Annotated in this window: 14 protein-coding genes; 5 read left to right on the top strand and 9 right to left on the bottom strand. The window is 71.4% G+C overall.

Annotated elements, in window-relative coordinates:
* Positions 1-265: 265 nt before the first annotated feature.
* The 3 genes from ATL40_RS13850 (at position 266) to ATL40_RS13840 (ending at position 5,133) form a co-directional block, all read left to right on the top strand.
* Complete coding sequence (locus ATL40_RS13850; protein ID WP_098470055.1) at positions 266-1,615, top strand: MATE family efflux transporter; 1,350 nt, start codon at positions 266-268, stop codon at positions 1,613-1,615.
* 126 nt (positions 1,616-1,741) lie between these two features.
* On the top strand, positions 1,742-2,596 hold the full coding sequence (locus tag ATL40_RS13845) for an ABC transporter ATP-binding protein (RefSeq protein WP_098470054.1): 855 nt from the start codon (positions 1,742-1,744) through the stop codon (positions 2,594-2,596).
* Positions 2,596-5,133 (top strand): ABC transporter permease, encoded by a 2,538-nt coding sequence (locus ATL40_RS13840; protein WP_098470053.1) that lies wholly within the window; start codon positions 2,596-2,598, stop codon positions 5,131-5,133. The genes ATL40_RS13845 and ATL40_RS13840 overlap by 1 nt, the downstream gene beginning before the upstream one ends.
* An 18-nt stretch (positions 5,134-5,151) precedes the next feature.
* Here ATL40_RS13840 and ATL40_RS13835 read toward each other — a convergent pair whose 3' ends face one another.
* From ATL40_RS13835 to ATL40_RS13795, 9 genes are all read right to left on the bottom strand, one after another.
* Complete coding sequence (locus ATL40_RS13835; protein WP_143556999.1) at positions 5,152-6,309, bottom strand: hypothetical protein; 1,158 nt, start codon at positions 6,307-6,309, stop codon at positions 5,152-5,154.
* A gap of 32 nt (positions 6,310-6,341) precedes the next feature.
* Positions 6,342-7,535: a glycosyltransferase family 2 protein gene (locus ATL40_RS13830; RefSeq protein WP_098470051.1), complete on the bottom strand. Its 1,194-nt coding sequence runs from the start codon at positions 7,533-7,535 to the stop codon at positions 6,342-6,344.
* 87 nt (positions 7,536-7,622) lie between these two features.
* Positions 7,623-8,606, bottom strand: a complete 984-nt coding sequence (locus ATL40_RS13825) for an ATP-grasp domain-containing protein (protein WP_245867136.1) — start codon at positions 8,604-8,606, stop codon at positions 7,623-7,625.
* A complete protein-coding gene (locus ATL40_RS13820; RefSeq protein WP_169925991.1) occupies positions 8,603-9,454 on the bottom strand; it encodes a PIG-L deacetylase family protein in 852 nt (283 codons plus the stop codon). Before ATL40_RS13820 ends, ATL40_RS13825 begins: the two co-directional genes overlap by 4 nt.
* 373 nt (positions 9,455-9,827) lie before the next feature.
* Positions 9,828-10,277: a 50S ribosomal protein L9 gene (rplI, locus tag ATL40_RS13815; protein WP_098470049.1), complete on the bottom strand. Its 450-nt coding sequence runs from the start codon at positions 10,275-10,277 to the stop codon at positions 9,828-9,830.
* 16 nt (positions 10,278-10,293) lie between these two features.
* Complete coding sequence (gene rpsR, locus ATL40_RS13810; RefSeq protein ID WP_098470048.1) at positions 10,294-10,533, bottom strand: 30S ribosomal protein S18; 240 nt, start codon at positions 10,531-10,533, stop codon at positions 10,294-10,296.
* Between the two features lie 33 nt (positions 10,534-10,566).
* Positions 10,567-11,109 carry a single-stranded DNA-binding protein gene (locus ATL40_RS13805; protein ID WP_098470047.1) on the bottom strand — a complete coding sequence of 181 codons (543 nt, stop codon included), beginning with the start codon at positions 11,107-11,109 and terminating at the stop codon, positions 10,567-10,569.
* Positions 11,110-11,142: 33 nt separating this feature from the next.
* Positions 11,143-11,433: a 30S ribosomal protein S6 gene (gene rpsF, locus ATL40_RS13800; protein WP_211283132.1), complete on the bottom strand. Its 291-nt coding sequence runs from the start codon at positions 11,431-11,433 to the stop codon at positions 11,143-11,145.
* Positions 11,434-11,590: 157 nt separating this feature from the next.
* Positions 11,591-13,993: a transglycosylase domain-containing protein gene (locus ATL40_RS13795; RefSeq protein WP_245867134.1), complete on the bottom strand. Its 2,403-nt coding sequence runs from the start codon at positions 13,991-13,993 to the stop codon at positions 11,591-11,593.
* Between the two features lie 288 nt (positions 13,994-14,281).
* Between ATL40_RS13795 and ATL40_RS13790 the strand changes: the two genes are divergently transcribed.
* Both ATL40_RS13790 and ATL40_RS13785 read left to right on the top strand, forming a co-directional pair.
* Positions 14,282-14,881: a PadR family transcriptional regulator gene (locus tag ATL40_RS13790; RefSeq protein WP_098470046.1), complete on the top strand. Its 600-nt coding sequence runs from the start codon at positions 14,282-14,284 to the stop codon at positions 14,879-14,881.
* A complete protein-coding gene (locus ATL40_RS13785; protein ID WP_098470045.1) occupies positions 14,878-15,972 on the top strand; it encodes an inositol-3-phosphate synthase in 1,095 nt (364 codons plus the stop codon). The genes ATL40_RS13790 and ATL40_RS13785 overlap by 4 nt, the downstream gene beginning before the upstream one ends.
* The last annotated feature ends 79 nt before the right edge of the window (positions 15,973-16,051 follow it).

The following is a 16,051-nucleotide window of genomic DNA, read 5'->3' as shown; positions in this document are numbered from 1 at the left end:
CATGTGGACGACACACAGGCCGAACTCACAGGGCTGTGGATCGCCTGTGGACAGCGGCCGAGGATCGTTGGAATTGCAACGATCATGGCTGTGGGGATAACCACAGGTGCCGACGCGCGCCAAATCCACCGCCGCGACACGCCGATCCACAGGGGACGCCCGGCTGTCAACACGTCCTGGACGCCCGCCCCGCCCCAGGAGTCCCCGCGGGCCTCGACCGCGTCGCCCGCGTGGCGGCGTCAGCCCCTCGTGTCACAGTGTCGGCATGACGAGTTCGCCGCCCACCCGCACCCTGGACCGGCAGATCGTCGCACTCGCCCTACCGGCCCTCGGCGCACTGATCGCCGAGCCGCTGTTCGTGCTGATCGACTCCGCCCTCGTGGGGCACCTCGGCACCGATCAGCTCGCGGGCCTCACCCTGGCCTCCACCCTGCTGACCACCGCGGTGGGCCTGTTCGTCTTCCTCGCCTACTCCACCACCGCCGCCGTGGGTCGCCTGCTCGGCGCGGGCGACGAGCAGCGCGCCCTGCGGGCCGGGATCGACGGCGTCTGGCTCGCCCTGCTCCTGGGCGTGGTGGTCGCGATGGTGGGCATCGCCGTCGCCCCCTGGGCCATCACCGCGATGGGCGGCCAGGGCGAGGTGGCCGCCCACGCCGTCACCTACCTGCGCACCTCCCTGCCCGGCATGCCCGGCATGCTCGTGGTGCTCGCCGCCACCGGCGTGCTGCGCGGCATGCTCGACACCCGCACACCCCTGTACGTGGCCTCGATCGGCGCGGTGGCGAACGCCGGCCTGAACGCCCTGTTCATCTACGGTTTCGGCTGGGGCATCGGCGGCTCGGGCGCCGGCACCGCGATCGTGCAGCTGGCGATGGGCGCCTATCTGGGCGCCCGCGTGGTGTCCGGTGCCCGACGGCGCGGCATCCCCGTCGCTCCCGACCTGCGCGGCCTGGGGGCCGGCATGCGCCTGGGCGCACCCCTGCTGATCCGCACCCTCACGCTGCGCATCGCCATCCTGCTCACCGTGGCCACCGCCACCTCCCTGGGGACCGTGCCGCTGGCCGCACACCAGGTGATCAACTCGATGTGGGGGTTCACCGCGTTCGCGCTGGATGCGCTGGCGATCGCCGCGCAGGCGCTGATCGGGCGGGCGCTCGGGGCGGCCGACGGCGAGAGCGCCCGCATCGTGCTGCGCCGCACCCTGGTCTGGGGTGCCCTGGCAGGGCTCCTGCTGGGCGGCGTGATCGCGCTACTCGCCTGGCCGCTGGCGAGCCTGTTCACCCCCGATCAGGCGGTGCGGGAGGCGGCGGTTGCCGGTCTGTACGTGATCGCGGTGGCGATGCCGCTGGCCGGGGTGGTGTTCGTGCTGGACGGCGTGCTCATCGGCGCGGGCGATGCCCGGTTCCTCGCGTGGGCGGGCGTGATCAGCCTGCTCGCCTACCTGCCGTTCCTGTGGATGGTGCGCGCCTGGGCCCCGACGGGCGCCGGCCACGAGGCCGAGGCCGTGGTGTGGCTGTGGCTCGCGTTCGCCGTCGCGTTCATGCTCGCGCGCGGGGGCGCCACCTACCTGCGCTCCCGAGGAGACGGCTGGGCGGTGCTGGGCGCCGACCGGTAGGCCCCACCTGCAGCCAGCGGTGAGACCGCCCTCGGGGTCGGCCTCCACCCACGGGATGACGCACCGCGGCCAAGAGCACCCGTGGGACGACGCGCCGACGAGGCCCCGCTTCCTACCGTCGACACCATGACCACACCACCGACCTCGAACCCGGTCGCCATCCAGGCCACGACACCGTCCCCCGCCGTCACCGCCAGCGACCTGCGCAAGACCTACGGACGCGGCGAGACCGCCGTCCACGCGCTGGACGGCGTCAGCCTCGCCCTGCACCGCGGCCACTTCACCGCGATCATGGGCGCCTCCGGCTCGGGCAAGTCCACCCTGCTGCACCTGCTCGCGGGCCTGGACTCCGCGACCTCCGGCACCGTGCACCTGGGCGGGACCGACCTCACCGCCCTGGACGACGACGCCCTCACCGTGCTGCGCCGCGAACGCGTCGGCTTCGTGTTCCAGGCGTTCAACCTGCTGCCGATGCTCACGGCCGAGCAGAACATCACGCTGCCCCTGGAGCTCGCCGGTGCCCGGATGAATGCGGAGCACCGTGCCTGGCTGGACCGCCTCGTGGCCACGCTCGGCCTGCGGGACCGCCTCACCCACCGACCGAGTGAGCTCTCCGGCGGTCAGCAGCAGCGCGTCGCGATCGCCCGCGCCCTGCTCACCCAGCCCGACGTCGTGTTCGCCGACGAACCCACCGGCAACCTGGACTCCCGCTCCGGCGCGGAGGTGCTGTCCTTCCTGCGCACCTGCGTGCGCGAGCTCGGTCAGACGGTGGTGATGGTCACCCACGACGCGCAGGCCGCCTCCTACGCCGACCGCGTGGTGCTCGTGGCCGACGGGCGTATCGCCGGTGACCTCAGCGACCCCACCCCCGAGCGGGTGCAGGTCGCGCTGGACGCCCTGCGCAGTGCCGACTCGCCGCGGAGCTCAGGCGGCCTGCGCGGCGCAGAAATCCTGCACGGCGCGAGCCTCGAGGCCCGCTGATGTGGCGCCTCACTCGTGCCCAGATGCGCCGCAACCTCGGCCGCCTGGTTGCCGTCGGGATCGCGATCGCCCTGGGTACCGGCTTCGTCACCGCCACCTACGTGGCGACCAACGCCATCGAGGACACGGCGTTGGCGGCCGCCGGCGCCTCCCTCGGCGACCCGGACGTCGTGATCACCGACCCCTCCTACGACCTGACCGGTGAGGACATCGCCGCGCTCGCTGACACACCGGGGGTGGCGGAGACCTACGCCTGGCAGAACGTGGTGCGCGAGGTCGCTGCCGGCGGTGGGCGCGAGGTCGTGCTGCTCAACGCCCCGGCCGCGAACCCGCGATTGTCCCCGGCTACCCTCGCCGAGGGAAAGCTCCCGACGGCGAGCGGCGAGATCGCCCTGCCCCGCGGCACCGCGGAGCGACTCGGGGTCGCCCTGGGCGACGAGGTCGCCTCGCGGAGCGCTGCGGAGGGCGCCCGACCGGGCGAGATCGTCCGTTTGGTGGGGCTGCTGGAGGACACGACTGGCCTCGGCGCAAGCCTCGGCGCCTCCCTCGCCACCCCGCAGGACCTGAACGCGTGGGCCTCCGAGGGCTTCGCCGATGAAACGCTTCCGGTCGGCACCGTCACCCTGGTCACCGACGGCACGGATCCCGCCCAGGTCGCGAGCGCCGTGCAGGAGGCGAGCCTGGACGACGGTGGCGAGGGTCTGATCGTCCAGACCGCGTCCGAGCGCGCGGCGGAGCGCGCCGCCCAGCTCACCGGCGGCATCAACGTCTTCCGCGGCCTCATCCTCGGCTTCGCCGCCGTGGCGATGGCCGTGGCCGGCATCGTCATCGCGAACACGTTCACGGTGCTGATCGCCCAACGCACCCAGAGCCTCGCACTGCTGCGGTGCGTCGGCGCCACCCGATCCCAGGTCAAGCGCTCGGTGCGACAGGAGGCCCTGGTGCTGGGCGCCGTCGCCTCCCTCGCCGGGATCGCCCTGGGCCTCGCACTCGGGCAGGCGGCGCTGCTCGCGATCCGCCGGTACGGCGCCGGCGTGCCCGCTCCAGCGGTGGTGCCGGTGGACGCGGCGACCTTCCTCGTGCCTCTGGCGGCCGGAATCCTGGTCACCGTGGTAGCGGCCGACGGCGCCGCTCGCCTGGCGACCTCCGTCTCACCCCTGGCCGCGATGCGGCCGGTCGACACCCTGATCAGCGCCCGTAGTCGCCGCGCTCGGCCGATCGCCGGGTGGGTGCTCGTGGCGATCGGGTTCGCGGTGATGGCCGGGGCGCTCGCCCTCGCGCAGTCGGGTGATGCCGCCGCGTCCTTCGGGCCGGCCCTCGCCCTCGGGGTGCTCGGTGGTGTCATCACGGTGGTGGGCGTGGTGATGGCCGCGATCCAGATCGTGCCCGCCATCGGTCGGCTGCTGGCCCGTGGCGTCACGCGGTTGGGAGGGGTCCCGGCGCGGCTGGCGGCCACGAACGCGGTCCGCAACCCACGCCGCATCACCTCCACCGCCACCGCTCTGCTGGTGGGCGTCACGCTGGTGACGATGATGGCCACCGGCGCCGGCATGGCCCGAGACCAACTGGACGCCGAGCTCGCCGAGCAGTACGCCATTGACCTCATGGTCAGCGGCACGGAGGTCTCACCCGCCACCCGGGAGGCCGTCGAGGCGCTGGACGGCGTGACCGCCTCCGCGCTGCTCGCGGGGCACCAGGTGACGCTCGAGACGGGCGACGGTGAGACGCAGGTGACCGCCCTCGCCGTCGACCCCGATGCCCTCGCCCCGGTGCTCGCCACCGCGCCGCAGAACTGGGGCCCTGGGATCGCGCTCGTCTCACCGGCCGATGCGGATGAGTCCGCAACGGTGACGGTGGACGGTATCGAGTTCGCGGCGCTACCGACCCCGGGGCTGCCGGCGTACTCGATCATCCTGGCGGCCGAGGACGCCGCGCGCCTGGACGTGCAGCCGATCGAGGAGACCCTGTGGCTCGCCGTCGCGAGCGACGCCGACGCCGTGGGCCTGGCGAATGCCGTGCGGGACGCGGTCAGCGACACCACCGTCAGCGACACCACGGCCGGGGGTGCCGCACTGAGCGTGGGGGGCGGCGCCGTCGACCGTGCCGCCGTGGCGCAGGTGATCGACACCATGCTCGCCGTGGTGCTCGGGCTGCTCGCTGTGGCGGTGGTGATCGCGCTGATCGGGGTGGCCAACACCCTGTCGTTGTCGGTCCTGGAGCGGCGGCGGGAGAACGCGCTGCTGCGCGCCCTGGGCCTGACCCGGGCCCAGCTGCGGGCAACGCTCGCCGTCGAGGGCGTGCTGCTCGCCGTCGTCGGCGCGCTGGTGGGCCTCGTGCTCGGCCTGGTCTACGGCTGGATCGGCGGCCTGCTGCTGCTCGGGCCCACCACCGGACTCACGCTCGGGGCACTGTCGGTGCCCTGGGGCGCGGTGGCCGCGGTGCTGGGCGTGGCGCTCGCGGCCGGGGTGGCGGCCTCGGTGCTGCCGGCCCGGGGTGCGGTGCGGGTGCCGCCGGTGGCCGCGCTCGCCGCCGACTGACACGCACCACCAGGGTCGCTACGGAGCCCAGAGCCCCCGCAGCGCCTCCCAGTGCCCGGGCGTCATCAGCGAGCGCGGGGTGACGGCCACCGCGGTCACCCCCGAGGTGGCGGAGGCCGCCACGGCGTCGGCGAACTGCGCCACCGGCAGCACACCATCGCCGCTCTGGCTCGAGGCCAGGTCGGCGTCCACGCCGGCGCCCTCCCCCTGCGCCGCCCAGAGCCCCACCGAGACCGTCACTCGATCGGGATCGACGCCGCCGGCCGCCAGTCCCGCCGTGAGGTCGGCGGACTCCGCCCCGGTGCGTCCCACCAGCCCCGGGTAGTTCCACAGGATGAAGCGGTCGACGGCGTCGCCCAGGATGGTCAGGTCGTGCCCGCTCTGGGCGCGCCCGCGCACGGGATCCTCCCAGTCCGCCCGCACGTCGACGGCGAGCGCCACCCCGTGCGGGGCCACCCGCTCCCGCATCCGCGTGAGCAGGTCAGCCAGCACCTGCGAGCGCCACGCGCCGATCTCCGCCGCCTCCTCGTCGATCGCGCCGCCGTCGTCGCGCGGCCAGTCCGACTCGCCCGTCATGCGCCGGTACAGGGCGAGGTCCTGCTCGGAGAAGGTGGCGTCGTCGAACATCAGCTCGGTCACGGTGATCGCCTCGGGCCGGTAGGTGCGTGCGAGGTGCTCGGCCATCGCCACGAGCCGGTCGCCCACCTCACCCTCGGCCAACGCTGCGGCGGAGGCGAACAGGTCGGAGGCCTCGCCGTTTGCGGTAACCCCGGCAAGGGTCGCATCCTGCGCGATCAGGCTGGGCACCAGGGCGTCGATCGTGAGGACCACCTCGCGCTCGGGTCCGCCGGGTGAGGCGTCCTGCGTCTCGAGGCCCCCGCCGGCGAGGTGCGTGATCGCCTCCCCGAGCAGGTCCCCGGACCCGCCCTCCTCGATCGCCTCGGAGACGGCCGCCGACCATGCCTCGGGGTGGTCCGGCCACGGGAAGGTGGTCCACTCCACCCGCCCGGCGGCCAGGTGCACGGCGGTGGCCTCGACCGCGGCGAGTTCGTCGGCGATCTGCGTCAGGTCGGGTCGGTCCTGCCCGGCCACGTCCTCGAAGCCGAGGCTCACGGCCCGGTGCGTGGCGTCGTCGGGCGGGGTGCAGGCGGTGGCCAGTGCGAGTCCGGTGGCCACGAGCACGGCCCAGCCCCCGCGCCGTCGCGCGCTCAGGATGCCTCGACGAGCACGCGGTCCTCGTCCCTGATGGAGACCACACCCGTGCGCTCGAGCTTGTTCCAGGCGCGTGGGGCGCCCTTGATCTCCAGCGCGAGGGCGTGCCAGGTGACGGCGGTGAGCACCACGGAGTACACCGGCCACAGCAGCAGGGTCGGCACGAATCGCAGGTCCCGCCAGGCTCCGTTCAGCGCGATCGCGAGCACCAGCATGACCAGCGCCACCGGCAGCCCGAGCCACAGCAGCACGTCCCAGGCGGAGCTGCCCAGCGCCGTCGTGTCCCCCGACGCCACCGCCCAGGCGACCAGGGCGAGGGTGATGACCTGCAGGACCGGCACCACCAGCCCGGTCAGGACCACCAGCACCAGGGAGGGGCCGAAGATCCCGAACCGGGGGTTGCCGACCATGTCGCGGTGCGTGGTGACGGTCTGCACCAGGCCGCGGGTCCACCTCACCCGCTGCCGCCACAGTCCCCGCACGGTGGAGGGGCTCTCGGCGTACACGAGCGCACGGGGGGCGAACGCCACCCGGTACCCGGCGCGGTAGACCCGCCACGTCAGTTCGAGGTCCTCCCCGAGGGTGTCCTCGTCCAGGGGCCCGGTCTGCTCCAACACGTCGCGCCGGAAGGCCCCGATGTTGCCGGAGACCACCGGGAGGCAGCGCAGCAGGTGCAGGCCCCGGCGCATGAGCCCGGTCCCGAGGTGACTGATGAGGGAGAGGAAGCGGGTCTGCACCCGGTCGAGGTTCACCGGTCGGTCATCGCCGCACACCGCCCCGATCGCGGGATCGGAGAAGCCCGCGATCAGGTGGTGGATCGTGCGGCGTCCGAACACGCCGTCGGAGTCGCTGAGCACGAGCACCTCGCCACGGGCGTGCGCGATCCCGAGGTTCAGGGCCGAACCCTTGCCGCCGTTGGGCTTGGTGAGGACCCGCACCCGCGGGTCGTGCTCCATCGAGCGCATCACGGCGAGGGTGTCGTCGCTGGAACCGTCGTCCACGAGGATCACCTCGAGATCGGGGTAACTGCTGGTCAGCAGAGAGGCGACGCAGGCGCGCAGCACGCGGCCCTCGTTGTACCCCGGCACCACCACGCTCACGCTCGGCGGCTCGGCGAAGATCGACCGGTGGCGCGCGCGCCGGCGGGCACGCGCGGCCAGCACCTCGAACCAGACCGCGAGCGGCCCCATGGCCACCTTCAGGAGCCCGAGCAGCAGGATGATGCTGCCCAGGACGATCAGGGTGGTCTCAGCCCAGGATGGCAGCGCCCGCTCCCCTCACGCGTGGACGCCGGTGGCGCCCGGACGGGCGACCGCGGACGTGAGGTCCCAGTCGCGCAGCACCGCATGCAGCAGTTCGGGAGCGAGGTGGGAGTTCGCGCCGAACCGCGCGTTCACCTCGAGCACCACCGGCACCCCCTGCTCGTCGCGGCGGATGTCGAGGTCCACCGGCCCCACCAGGTCCAGCGCGGTCACCGCGCACTCGGCGAGCCAGGCGACATCCACCGCCTCACCCTCGGGGAGCCTGCGGGCGTGGGCGGCGTTGCCGACGCGCCCCTGCTTGAGTTCGGTCTTCTCGACGACGACCACTCTCACCTCGCCCGTGTGCGGGGAGCGGTAGACCTGCGGGCAGTACTCCGTGCCGGGGGCGAAGGACTGCGCGATCCAGGAACCGGCGGTGTGGACCGGGTCGTCGCGGTGCTCCACGAGGTGCACACCGCGGCCGCCTCGCGAGACCCGGGGCTTGACCACCACGGGTCCCTCCGCCCACGCGATCAGGCCGGCGGCGTCATCCCCCACCGTGATGGCGCGGTAGCGCGGGATGGACACCCCGGCGGCGTCCAGGGCCCACATCGTCAGCAACTTGTCCGCACAGGCCGCGCTCGGACCGGCCCCCGAGAGGACGACGGCGCAGGAGGAGTCGGGTGCGAGCGACTGCCCGGTCTGGGCGAGGATGGGCAGCTCCTCGGCGACCGTGGGGATCAGGAGATCGGCCTCGACCCGCTCCAGGAGCCGGCGCAGGCTCGCCAGGTACTCGGCGTCGTGCACCGCGGGCAGCACCGCGGTGGAGTCCCAGGCCGGGTCGGCGCCGGGGAGCATGTCGGCTCCCACGGTCCGCAACGCCAGGCCCGCTGCGCGGAGCACCTCGAACTGCCGGGCCAGCGCCCGGCCGGCCGGACCCTTCGCGCCGGTGACGACGACGGTGGGGACCCGGGCCGGGTCCGCCAGGGTGTCGGGACGGGTGGGGGCGGTGATGGTCACAGCGACGCCTCCTGGAGGCTGGTGGTGTAGCGAACGGGTTCGAATCCCTCGGCGTGGACGCGTTTGGCCTGCGTCCCCCGGAATGCGGCGACACCCCGCACGCGGGCCGCCGTCATGTACGGCTTCCCGGCCTGGTCCACGTGACTGGCGACGGCGCGCACCTTGAGGTCCAGGAATCCGTCGATGTCGACGAAGACGGAGGGGTTGAAGGCGCGGGTGGCCGACGGCGACTCGAATCCGAGGATTGTCGGCGCCTGGCGGCACGCGCGCACCACCGCGCGATTGACGGCGTGATGGTCCTGGTGCTGATCGTGCTCGGAGTGGGTGAGCACGACCGTGGGGCGGAACGCGACGGCGACCGCCTCGATCGCCTCGATCAGCTCCCTCGAGTGGTCGGCCAGGCGGGTGTCGGCAAAGTCCAGCACGGTCACGTCGTGCACCCCGAGGACCGCGGCGCCGGCGACCGCCTCCCGGCGCCGGGCGGCCGGATCGCCGCCGACCGTGCCGGAGCTCATCACGAGCACCTTCACGTGGCTGCCCTGCGCCGCGAGGCGCGCCACCGTCCCGCCACAGGCCAGTTCGAGATCGTCGGGATGCGCGGAGACCACCAGCAGGCGGGACGCCTCCGGGCCCTGCGTCGCCCGCACCGGCGCGGTGTCGGCGGCAGCGCCCGGGCGCAGCCCGAACTCGACCAGTACCACCGGGATCGCGCTGATGAACACGAGCACCAGGAGCCCGAGGTATGCGGTGGGGCGGGTGGTCCAGGTACCGGAGGTGGCCGCGATGGCCAGGACCGCCAGACAGATGAGGCACGCGGCCGCGGCCCCGGCGATGACGACGCCCCACACGGCGTCGGCATGTGCAATTCGATTCTGAATCGCGCCACGAACGCGCCACGAAAATGCGTATGCGAGCAAGGCGCACGACAGCAACGCGCCAATTCCTGCGGCGATCACAAGCCCCCCCGGACCTCTGAGTATCTGCATGTATTCGCAGATAGCGCCATTCTTCCCCGAGTGACGCCACGCCCAGACTAGGGAAGGAATGAATTCCCCGCAAGGCCAGAATCCATGATATTCATCGCGCGTTCACCAGGGGAGCGGCCACGGTGCGCACCCTCGCACGGAGCGCAGCCTCACAGATTCGAGGGAACGACAGCGGGCCCGCCCTCCCGAAGGAGTGCGGGCCCGCTGCCTACCCGGTGTGGGCGTCGGCCGCGACTCAGGCGGCGACGACGTCCAGCGCCAGCTTGGCGGTGATGCCCTCGTGGAGGTGCACCACGACCATGTGAGCGCCGGTCGTCTTGATGTGCTGCTTGATCTCGATGGACCGGCGGTCGATCGAGGGGCCACCCTGCTCGGCCACCGCGGCAGCGATGTCCTTGCTGGTGACGGTGCCGAACAGGCGGCCACCGGCGCCGGAGTTGGCCGTCACGGTGAAGCGGGTCGCCTCGATCTTGTCGCGGACCGCGGCAGCGGCCTCGACCGAGTCGTGCGCCTTCTTCGCGCGGGCGGCCTGGATCGCCTCGACCTGCTTGGCGGCACCCTTGGTCCAGGTGGTGGCCATGCCACGCGGCACGAGGTAGTTGCGGGCGTACCCGTCCTTGACCTCCACCACGTCACCCGGGGCGCCGAGGCCGGAGACCTCGTGCGTGAGGATGAGCTTCGTCATCGTTCGTGCCTCCCGATCAGCGAGCGGAGCTCGAGTAGGGCAGCAGCGCCATCTCACGGGCGTTCTTCACGGCCCGAGCGATCTTGCGCTGATCCTGCACGGAGACACCGGTCACGCGGCGCGCGCGGATCTTGCCGCGGTCCGAGATGAACTTCCGCAGCATGACGGTGTCCTTGTAGTCGATCTCGCCCTCGATCTTGGCGGTCTTGACCGGACCGACCTTCTTCTTGGGCTTGCGAAGTGCGGGCTTCGCCATGATGTTCTCCTTCTGCGTTCTTCAGTCTGTGATCTAGAACGGCGGCTCGTCGGAGTAGGAGCCGGCCCCGGCAGCCCACGGGTCGTCGTTGCGGGGAGCAGAGCCCCCGCCGCGCTGACCCGAGTCGCCGTAGCCGCCGCCCCCACCGGAGCGAGCGCCGGAATCGCCGTAGCCGCCGCCACCGCTGAAACCACCGCCGCCGCCACCGCCGCGCTGGGCGCGGGTGACCTTGGCGGAGGCGTAGCGCAGCGACGGACCGATCTCGTCCACCTGGAGCTCGACCACGGTGCGCTTCTCACCCTCGCGGGTCTCGAAGGACCGCTGGACGAGACGCCCCTGAGCCACGACGCGCATCCCCTTGGTCAGGGACTCCGCGACGTTCTCGGCCGCCTCGCGCCAGATCGAGCAGCGCATGAACAGGGTCTCCCCGTCCTTCCACTCGTTCGACTGACGGTCGAACGTGCGCGGGGTCGAAGCGATCGTGAAGTTCGCAACGGCTGCGCCGGAGGGGGTGAACCGCAGCTCCGGGTCGGCCGTGAGGTTCCCGATCACGGTGATGACGGTCTCGCCTGCCATGGAGTGCTCCTGCTCGGTCGGTGGTGTGTGAGGTCAGTTGGCGTCGGCGCGCAGCAGCTTCGTGCGCAGCACGGCCTCATTGAGGCCCAGCTGGCGGTCGAGCTCCTGGGCGAGGGCCGGTGTCGCGGTCATGTTGACCACGGCGTACAGGCCCTCGGAGCGCTTGGCGATCTCGTATGCCAGGCGGCGCTTGCCCCAGATGTCGATCTTGTCGACGGAGCCGCCACCCTGGGTGATCACGGACAGAAGCTTCTCGAGCGACGGTGCAACCGTGCGCTCATCGACCTCGGGCTCGAGGATCAGCATCAATTCGTACTGACGCATGCGGATACCCACCTCCTTTGGACTGGGCGGTCACGGACTTTCCGTGACAGGAGGGTGATGCGTTCACGGGTACCTGCCCGAACGATCCAGGTCGGACTGTGCGGAACGGGCACCCAAACACGACATCCTACCGGAACCGCGAGAACGTCACGACCGCTCAGTTCTCCGGTGTGGACGGCGGCGACGGCTGCCCGCCGCCCTCCGTCGGCTGCGGACTCGGTGTGGCCGTTACCGAGGGCGAGGGCTGCGGTGTGGTCGGTTCCGGCGTGGTCGGTTCCGGCGTGGTCGGCTCCGGCGTGGTCGGCTCCGGCGTGGTCGGCTCCGGCGTCGTCGGCTCCTCGGTGGGCTCGGCCGGCCCCGTGGAGACCACGATCGTGATCAAGGACCCGGCCTCGGCCTCCCCGCCCGGTTCGGCGCGGATCACGATGCCCTCCTCGACCGTCTCGCTCGGCTCGCTGCCGGCGGCCACGGAGAACCCGGCCGCGATGATCGCCGCCCGCGCCGCCTCCTCGCTCATGCCCGCCACGTCCGGCACCGCAACCATTTCCGGCTCGGTTGTCTCGGGTGCGGCCGGGGTGGCGATCTCGCCCACGTTCGCCCGAGGCGGGAAGTCCTCGATCGGCATTCCCTCGGTCACCTGCGTCATGTAGTAGAGCCACAGATCGGTCGGAAGCGATCCCCCGGCGAGCACGGAGTAGCCACCGAACGGATCGATCGGCACCTCCTCGCCGTCGGGCCCGGTCTGATAGGCGGCCACCACGGTGGCCAGTTGCGGGATGTAGCCCCCGAACGAGGACCCCCGGTACTCGTTCGCCGAGCCGGTCTTGCCCGCCACCGGACGGCCGAGCGCGCTCGCGGTACGCCCGGTCCCGACCTCGACCACCTGGGTCATGGCGTAGGTCGCATCGGCCATCACATCGGCCTCGAACACCCGCTCACCCTCGGTGGGCCCGGTGTAGAGCTCGACCCCGCCGGAGTCGGTGACCCGTTCCACGATGTGGGTGTCGTGGCGCACACCCTGAGCGGCGTAGGTCGCGAACACGCGTGCCATGTCGATGGCGTGCGGGGAGGCGTTCCCGAGCACGTTGGACAGGTTCGCGTTCAGGCCGAGGGTGTCCTCCGGAAGACCCGCGGCGATGGCCGTCTCCATGGTGTTCTCCGGTCCGACCATCGCGTTCAGGGCCACGTAGGTCGAGTTGATGGAGTACTCCAGGCCCTCCACGAGATTCACATAGCCACGGTCGATGCTGTCGTAGTTGTTCACCACGTACCCGTCCACATCCATGCCGGTGTAGGACGGCAGCTGCTGCTCCAGGGAGATCCCCTCGGACAGCGCCGCGATCAGCGCGAACGGCTTGAACGTGGAGCCGCCCTGGTAGCGGGCCTGGGTGGCGCGGTTGAGCGATTCGGTCAGGTAGTCCTCACCGCCGTAGAGCGCCTTCACCCCACCGGTGGCCGGATCGATGGAGACCAGGGTCGCCTTGAAGCCCTCCGGGGCATCCTCGGGCACCTGGCCCTCGATGGTCTCCACGGCCTCGGCCTGCCACTGCGCATCGACGGTGGAGACGATCGTCAGGCCCAGGCGGTTCAGTTCGTCCTCGGTGAACGGCGCCTCCTCCCCGGAGGTGAGCTCGGCGATCACCATCTGCATGAGGTAGCCGTTCGTCCCGGCGAACCGGTCCGATCGGGCACTCTCGATCGTCTCCGGGTAGGTGGCGTCGTCGAACTCCTGCTGCGTGATCATGCCGTCCTCGAGCATGAAGGTCAGCGTGCGCTCCCAGCGGTACTCCGCCTGCTCGGGGCTGATGGCCGGATCCCAGGCGCTGGGGGCCGGGATGATCCCCGCCAGGAGGGCGGACTGGGACAGGGTGAGTTCACTGGCGGGGATGCCGAAGTAGGCCTGGGCTGCGGCGTCGATCCCGTAGGCCCCGCGGCCGAAGTAGATGACGTTGAGGTAGGCGTCGAGGATCTCGTCCTTGGTCATCTCCTGCTCGACCTTGATCGCGAGGATCGCCTCGCGTGCCTTGTCGGCATAGCTCTGGGTCTGACCGAGGTAGTAGTTGTCCACGTACTGCTGGGTCAGCGTGGAGGCGCCCTGCTGGCTACCGCCCGTCACGTTGTTCCAGAACGCCCGCGCGATACCGATCGGGTCGATACCGGAGTTGGAGTAGAAGCGGCGGTCCTCGGAGGCGACCACCGCATCCCCGACGTAGTCGGGCAACGCGGTGGTGTCCACGACGTTCCGGTTGATCTCCGCGAGCGTGCCCATCTCCGTCTCACCGTCGGCGAAGTAGATCGTGGAGGACTCCGCGAGCGCCATCTCGTCCACCTCGGGCAGATCGGTGGTGGCATACGCCCAGGCGAACAGGCCGGCGGCAGCAGCGAGCCCCGTGAGCAGGACGCCGAGCACCACCCGCCAACTCGGCAGCCACCGCCGAACGGGGCCGAGTCCGGCGCGCGGGTAGTTCCAGCCCTTCTTGCGCTGGGCCGTGCCGCGGGCCTTGCCTCGGGATTGCGAGGCGGCGGCGGAACGCCGGGAACGGTGGGACTTCTCTGCCACGGGTGGGGACTCCAGCTCGTCTCGGGTGCACGGGTCGTGTTGGCGGGCGGGCCGACCGGCCACGTGCCTGCGGGTGCCGCGGAGGACGGCGCGGCCGGGCGCGCGCGTACTCGGGTGCGCGCCCAGTATGACCGCCCTCCCACCCCCGCGGGGAGGCCGGGGGGCCCACTTCACCACATCGGCACACGATCTTCGCGCGGCTGCGGCAGTCGGGTTCCGCGCGGTGCACTTGACCCGACACACCGAACCGATGTATCAATGCGATACATCGAGGAAGGAGAGGTCACCATGTCCGCACGCAGTGCCATGCTCGACCTCGCGATCCTCGGGCGACTGGCCGACGGCCCGCTGCACGGCTACGAGTTGCGCAAGCGGTTGGTCGCGAGCCTGGGCGTGTTCCGCACACTCTCGTTCGGGTCCCTCTACCCGCGGCTGCGCGCGCTGGAGTCCGCGGGCTGGCTCGTGATGAGCGATTCCGGGGAGTTGCCGCACGCGCTGGCGGGTCGCCGCTCCCGGATCGTCTACGCGATCACCCCCGCCGGCAAGGAGCACCTGGCGGACACCCTCGCGGCCAGCGACCCGGCCGCCTGGGACGATGATGTGTTCGACGTCCGGTTCTCCATGTTCGCCGACACCGACCCACACATCCGGCTGCGGATCCTCGAGGGTCGGCACGCCCGCATGATCGAGCGGCGCGAGGCACTGCGCGCCAGCGCCGCGAAGAACCGCGAGCGTTGGGACGACTACACCTCCGAGTTGCAACGTCACGGCCTGGAGCTGCTGGACCGCGAGGTCGGCTGGCTCGAGGACCTCATTGCCACCGAGCGCGCCCATCAGGGCGAGCCGACTGACACGTACGAACCCCACCCCGAGAAGGAGATTCCATGAGTTCCATCCGCGTTGCGATTGCCGGTGTCGGTAACTGCGCCAGCTCGCTCGTGCAGGGGGTGGAGTTCTACAAGAACGCCGACCCCGCCGACTCCGTGCCCGGATTGATGCACGTCCAGTTCGGCGACTACCACGTGAGCGACCTGGAGTTCGTCGCCGCGTTCGACGTCGACGCCAAGAAGGTGGGCCAGGACCTGTCGGCCGCCATCGTGGCCAGCGAGAACAACACCATCAAGATCGCCGACGTGCCGCCCACCGGCGTGAACGTGCAGCGCGGCCCGACCCTGGACGGCCTGGGTAAGTACTACCTCGAGACCATCGAGGAGGCCACGGACGAGCCGGTCGACGTCGTCGCCGCCCTCAAGGCCGCCAAGGCCGACGTGCTGGTCTGCTACCTGCCGGTCGGCTCCGAGGACGCCGCGAAGTACTACGCCCAGGCCGCGATCGACGCCGGTGTGGCGTTCGTCAACGCTCTCCCGGTCTTCATCGCCGGCACCAAGGAGTGGGCCGACAAGTTCACCGCCGCCGGCGTGCCGATCGTGGGCGACGACATCAAGTCCCAGGTCGGCGCCACCATCACCCACCGCGTGCTGGCCCGCCTGTTCGAGGAACGCGGCGTGGTGCTGGACCGCACCTACCAGCTCAACGTGGGCGGCAACATGGACTTCAAGAACATGCTCGAGCGCGACCGACTGGAGTCCAAGAAGCTCTCCAAGACCCAGGCCGTGACCTCGAACATCGACAACGGTCCTCTCTCGGGCAAGAAGTCCGACCGCAACGTGCACATCGGCCCGAGCGACTACGTGGCCTGGCTGGACGACCGCAAGTGGGCGTACGTGCGCCTCGAGGGTCGCGCCTTCGGCGAGGTGCCGCTGAACCTGGAGTACAAGCTCGAGGTGTGGGACTCCCCGAACTCGGCCGGCATCATCATCGATGCCGTGCGCGCCGCGAAGATCGCGAAGGACCGCGGAATCGGCGGCCCGATCACCTCCGCCTCGGCGTACTTCATGAAGTCGCCGCCGGAGCAGATGCCCGACCCGCTCGCCCGCGAGAAGGTCGAGGGGTTCATCGCCGGCACCGCCGAGCGCTGAGCAAATCCCTCCATGTGAAGGCCCCGGGGTTCCCCCGGGGCCTTCGCTATTGACTCGCGGAATCACCCAGGCGCTCACC

The organism is Serinibacter salmoneus (genome assembly GCF_002563925.1).
Taxonomy (GTDB): Bacteria; Actinomycetota; Actinomycetes; order Actinomycetales; family Beutenbergiaceae; genus Serinibacter; species Serinibacter salmoneus.
Note: the sequence above shows the minus strand (reverse complement) of the source record. Positions and strands in the feature narration are given on the sequence as shown.

Coding starts and splice junctions, on each gene's coding strand:
- ATL40_RS13850 (WP_098470055.1), top strand. CDS start 266: ATGACGAGTTCGCCGCCCACCCGCACCCTGGACCGGCAGATCGTCGCA.
- ATL40_RS13845 (WP_098470054.1), top strand. CDS start 1,742: ATGACCACACCACCGACCTCGAACCCGGTCGCCATCCAGGCCACGACA.
- ATL40_RS13840 (WP_098470053.1), top strand. CDS start 2,596: ATGTGGCGCCTCACTCGTGCCCAGATGCGCCGCAACCTCGGCCGCCTG.
- ATL40_RS13830 (WP_098470051.1), bottom strand. CDS start 7,535: ATGGGGCCGCTCGCGGTCTGGTTCGAGGTGCTGGCCGCGCGTGCCCGC.
- rplI (WP_098470049.1), bottom strand. CDS start 10,277: ATGACGAAGCTCATCCTCACGCACGAGGTCTCCGGCCTCGGCGCCCCG.
- rpsR (WP_098470048.1), bottom strand. CDS start 10,533: ATGGCGAAGCCCGCACTTCGCAAGCCCAAGAAGAAGGTCGGTCCGGTC.
- ATL40_RS13805 (WP_098470047.1), bottom strand. CDS start 11,109: ATGGCAGGCGAGACCGTCATCACCGTGATCGGGAACCTCACGGCCGAC.
- rpsF (WP_211283132.1), bottom strand. CDS start 11,433: ATGCGTCAGTACGAATTGATGCTGATCCTCGAGCCCGAGGTCGATGAG.
- ATL40_RS13790 (WP_098470046.1), top strand. CDS start 14,282: ATGTCCGCACGCAGTGCCATGCTCGACCTCGCGATCCTCGGGCGACTG.
- ATL40_RS13785 (WP_098470045.1), top strand. CDS start 14,878: ATGAGTTCCATCCGCGTTGCGATTGCCGGTGTCGGTAACTGCGCCAGC.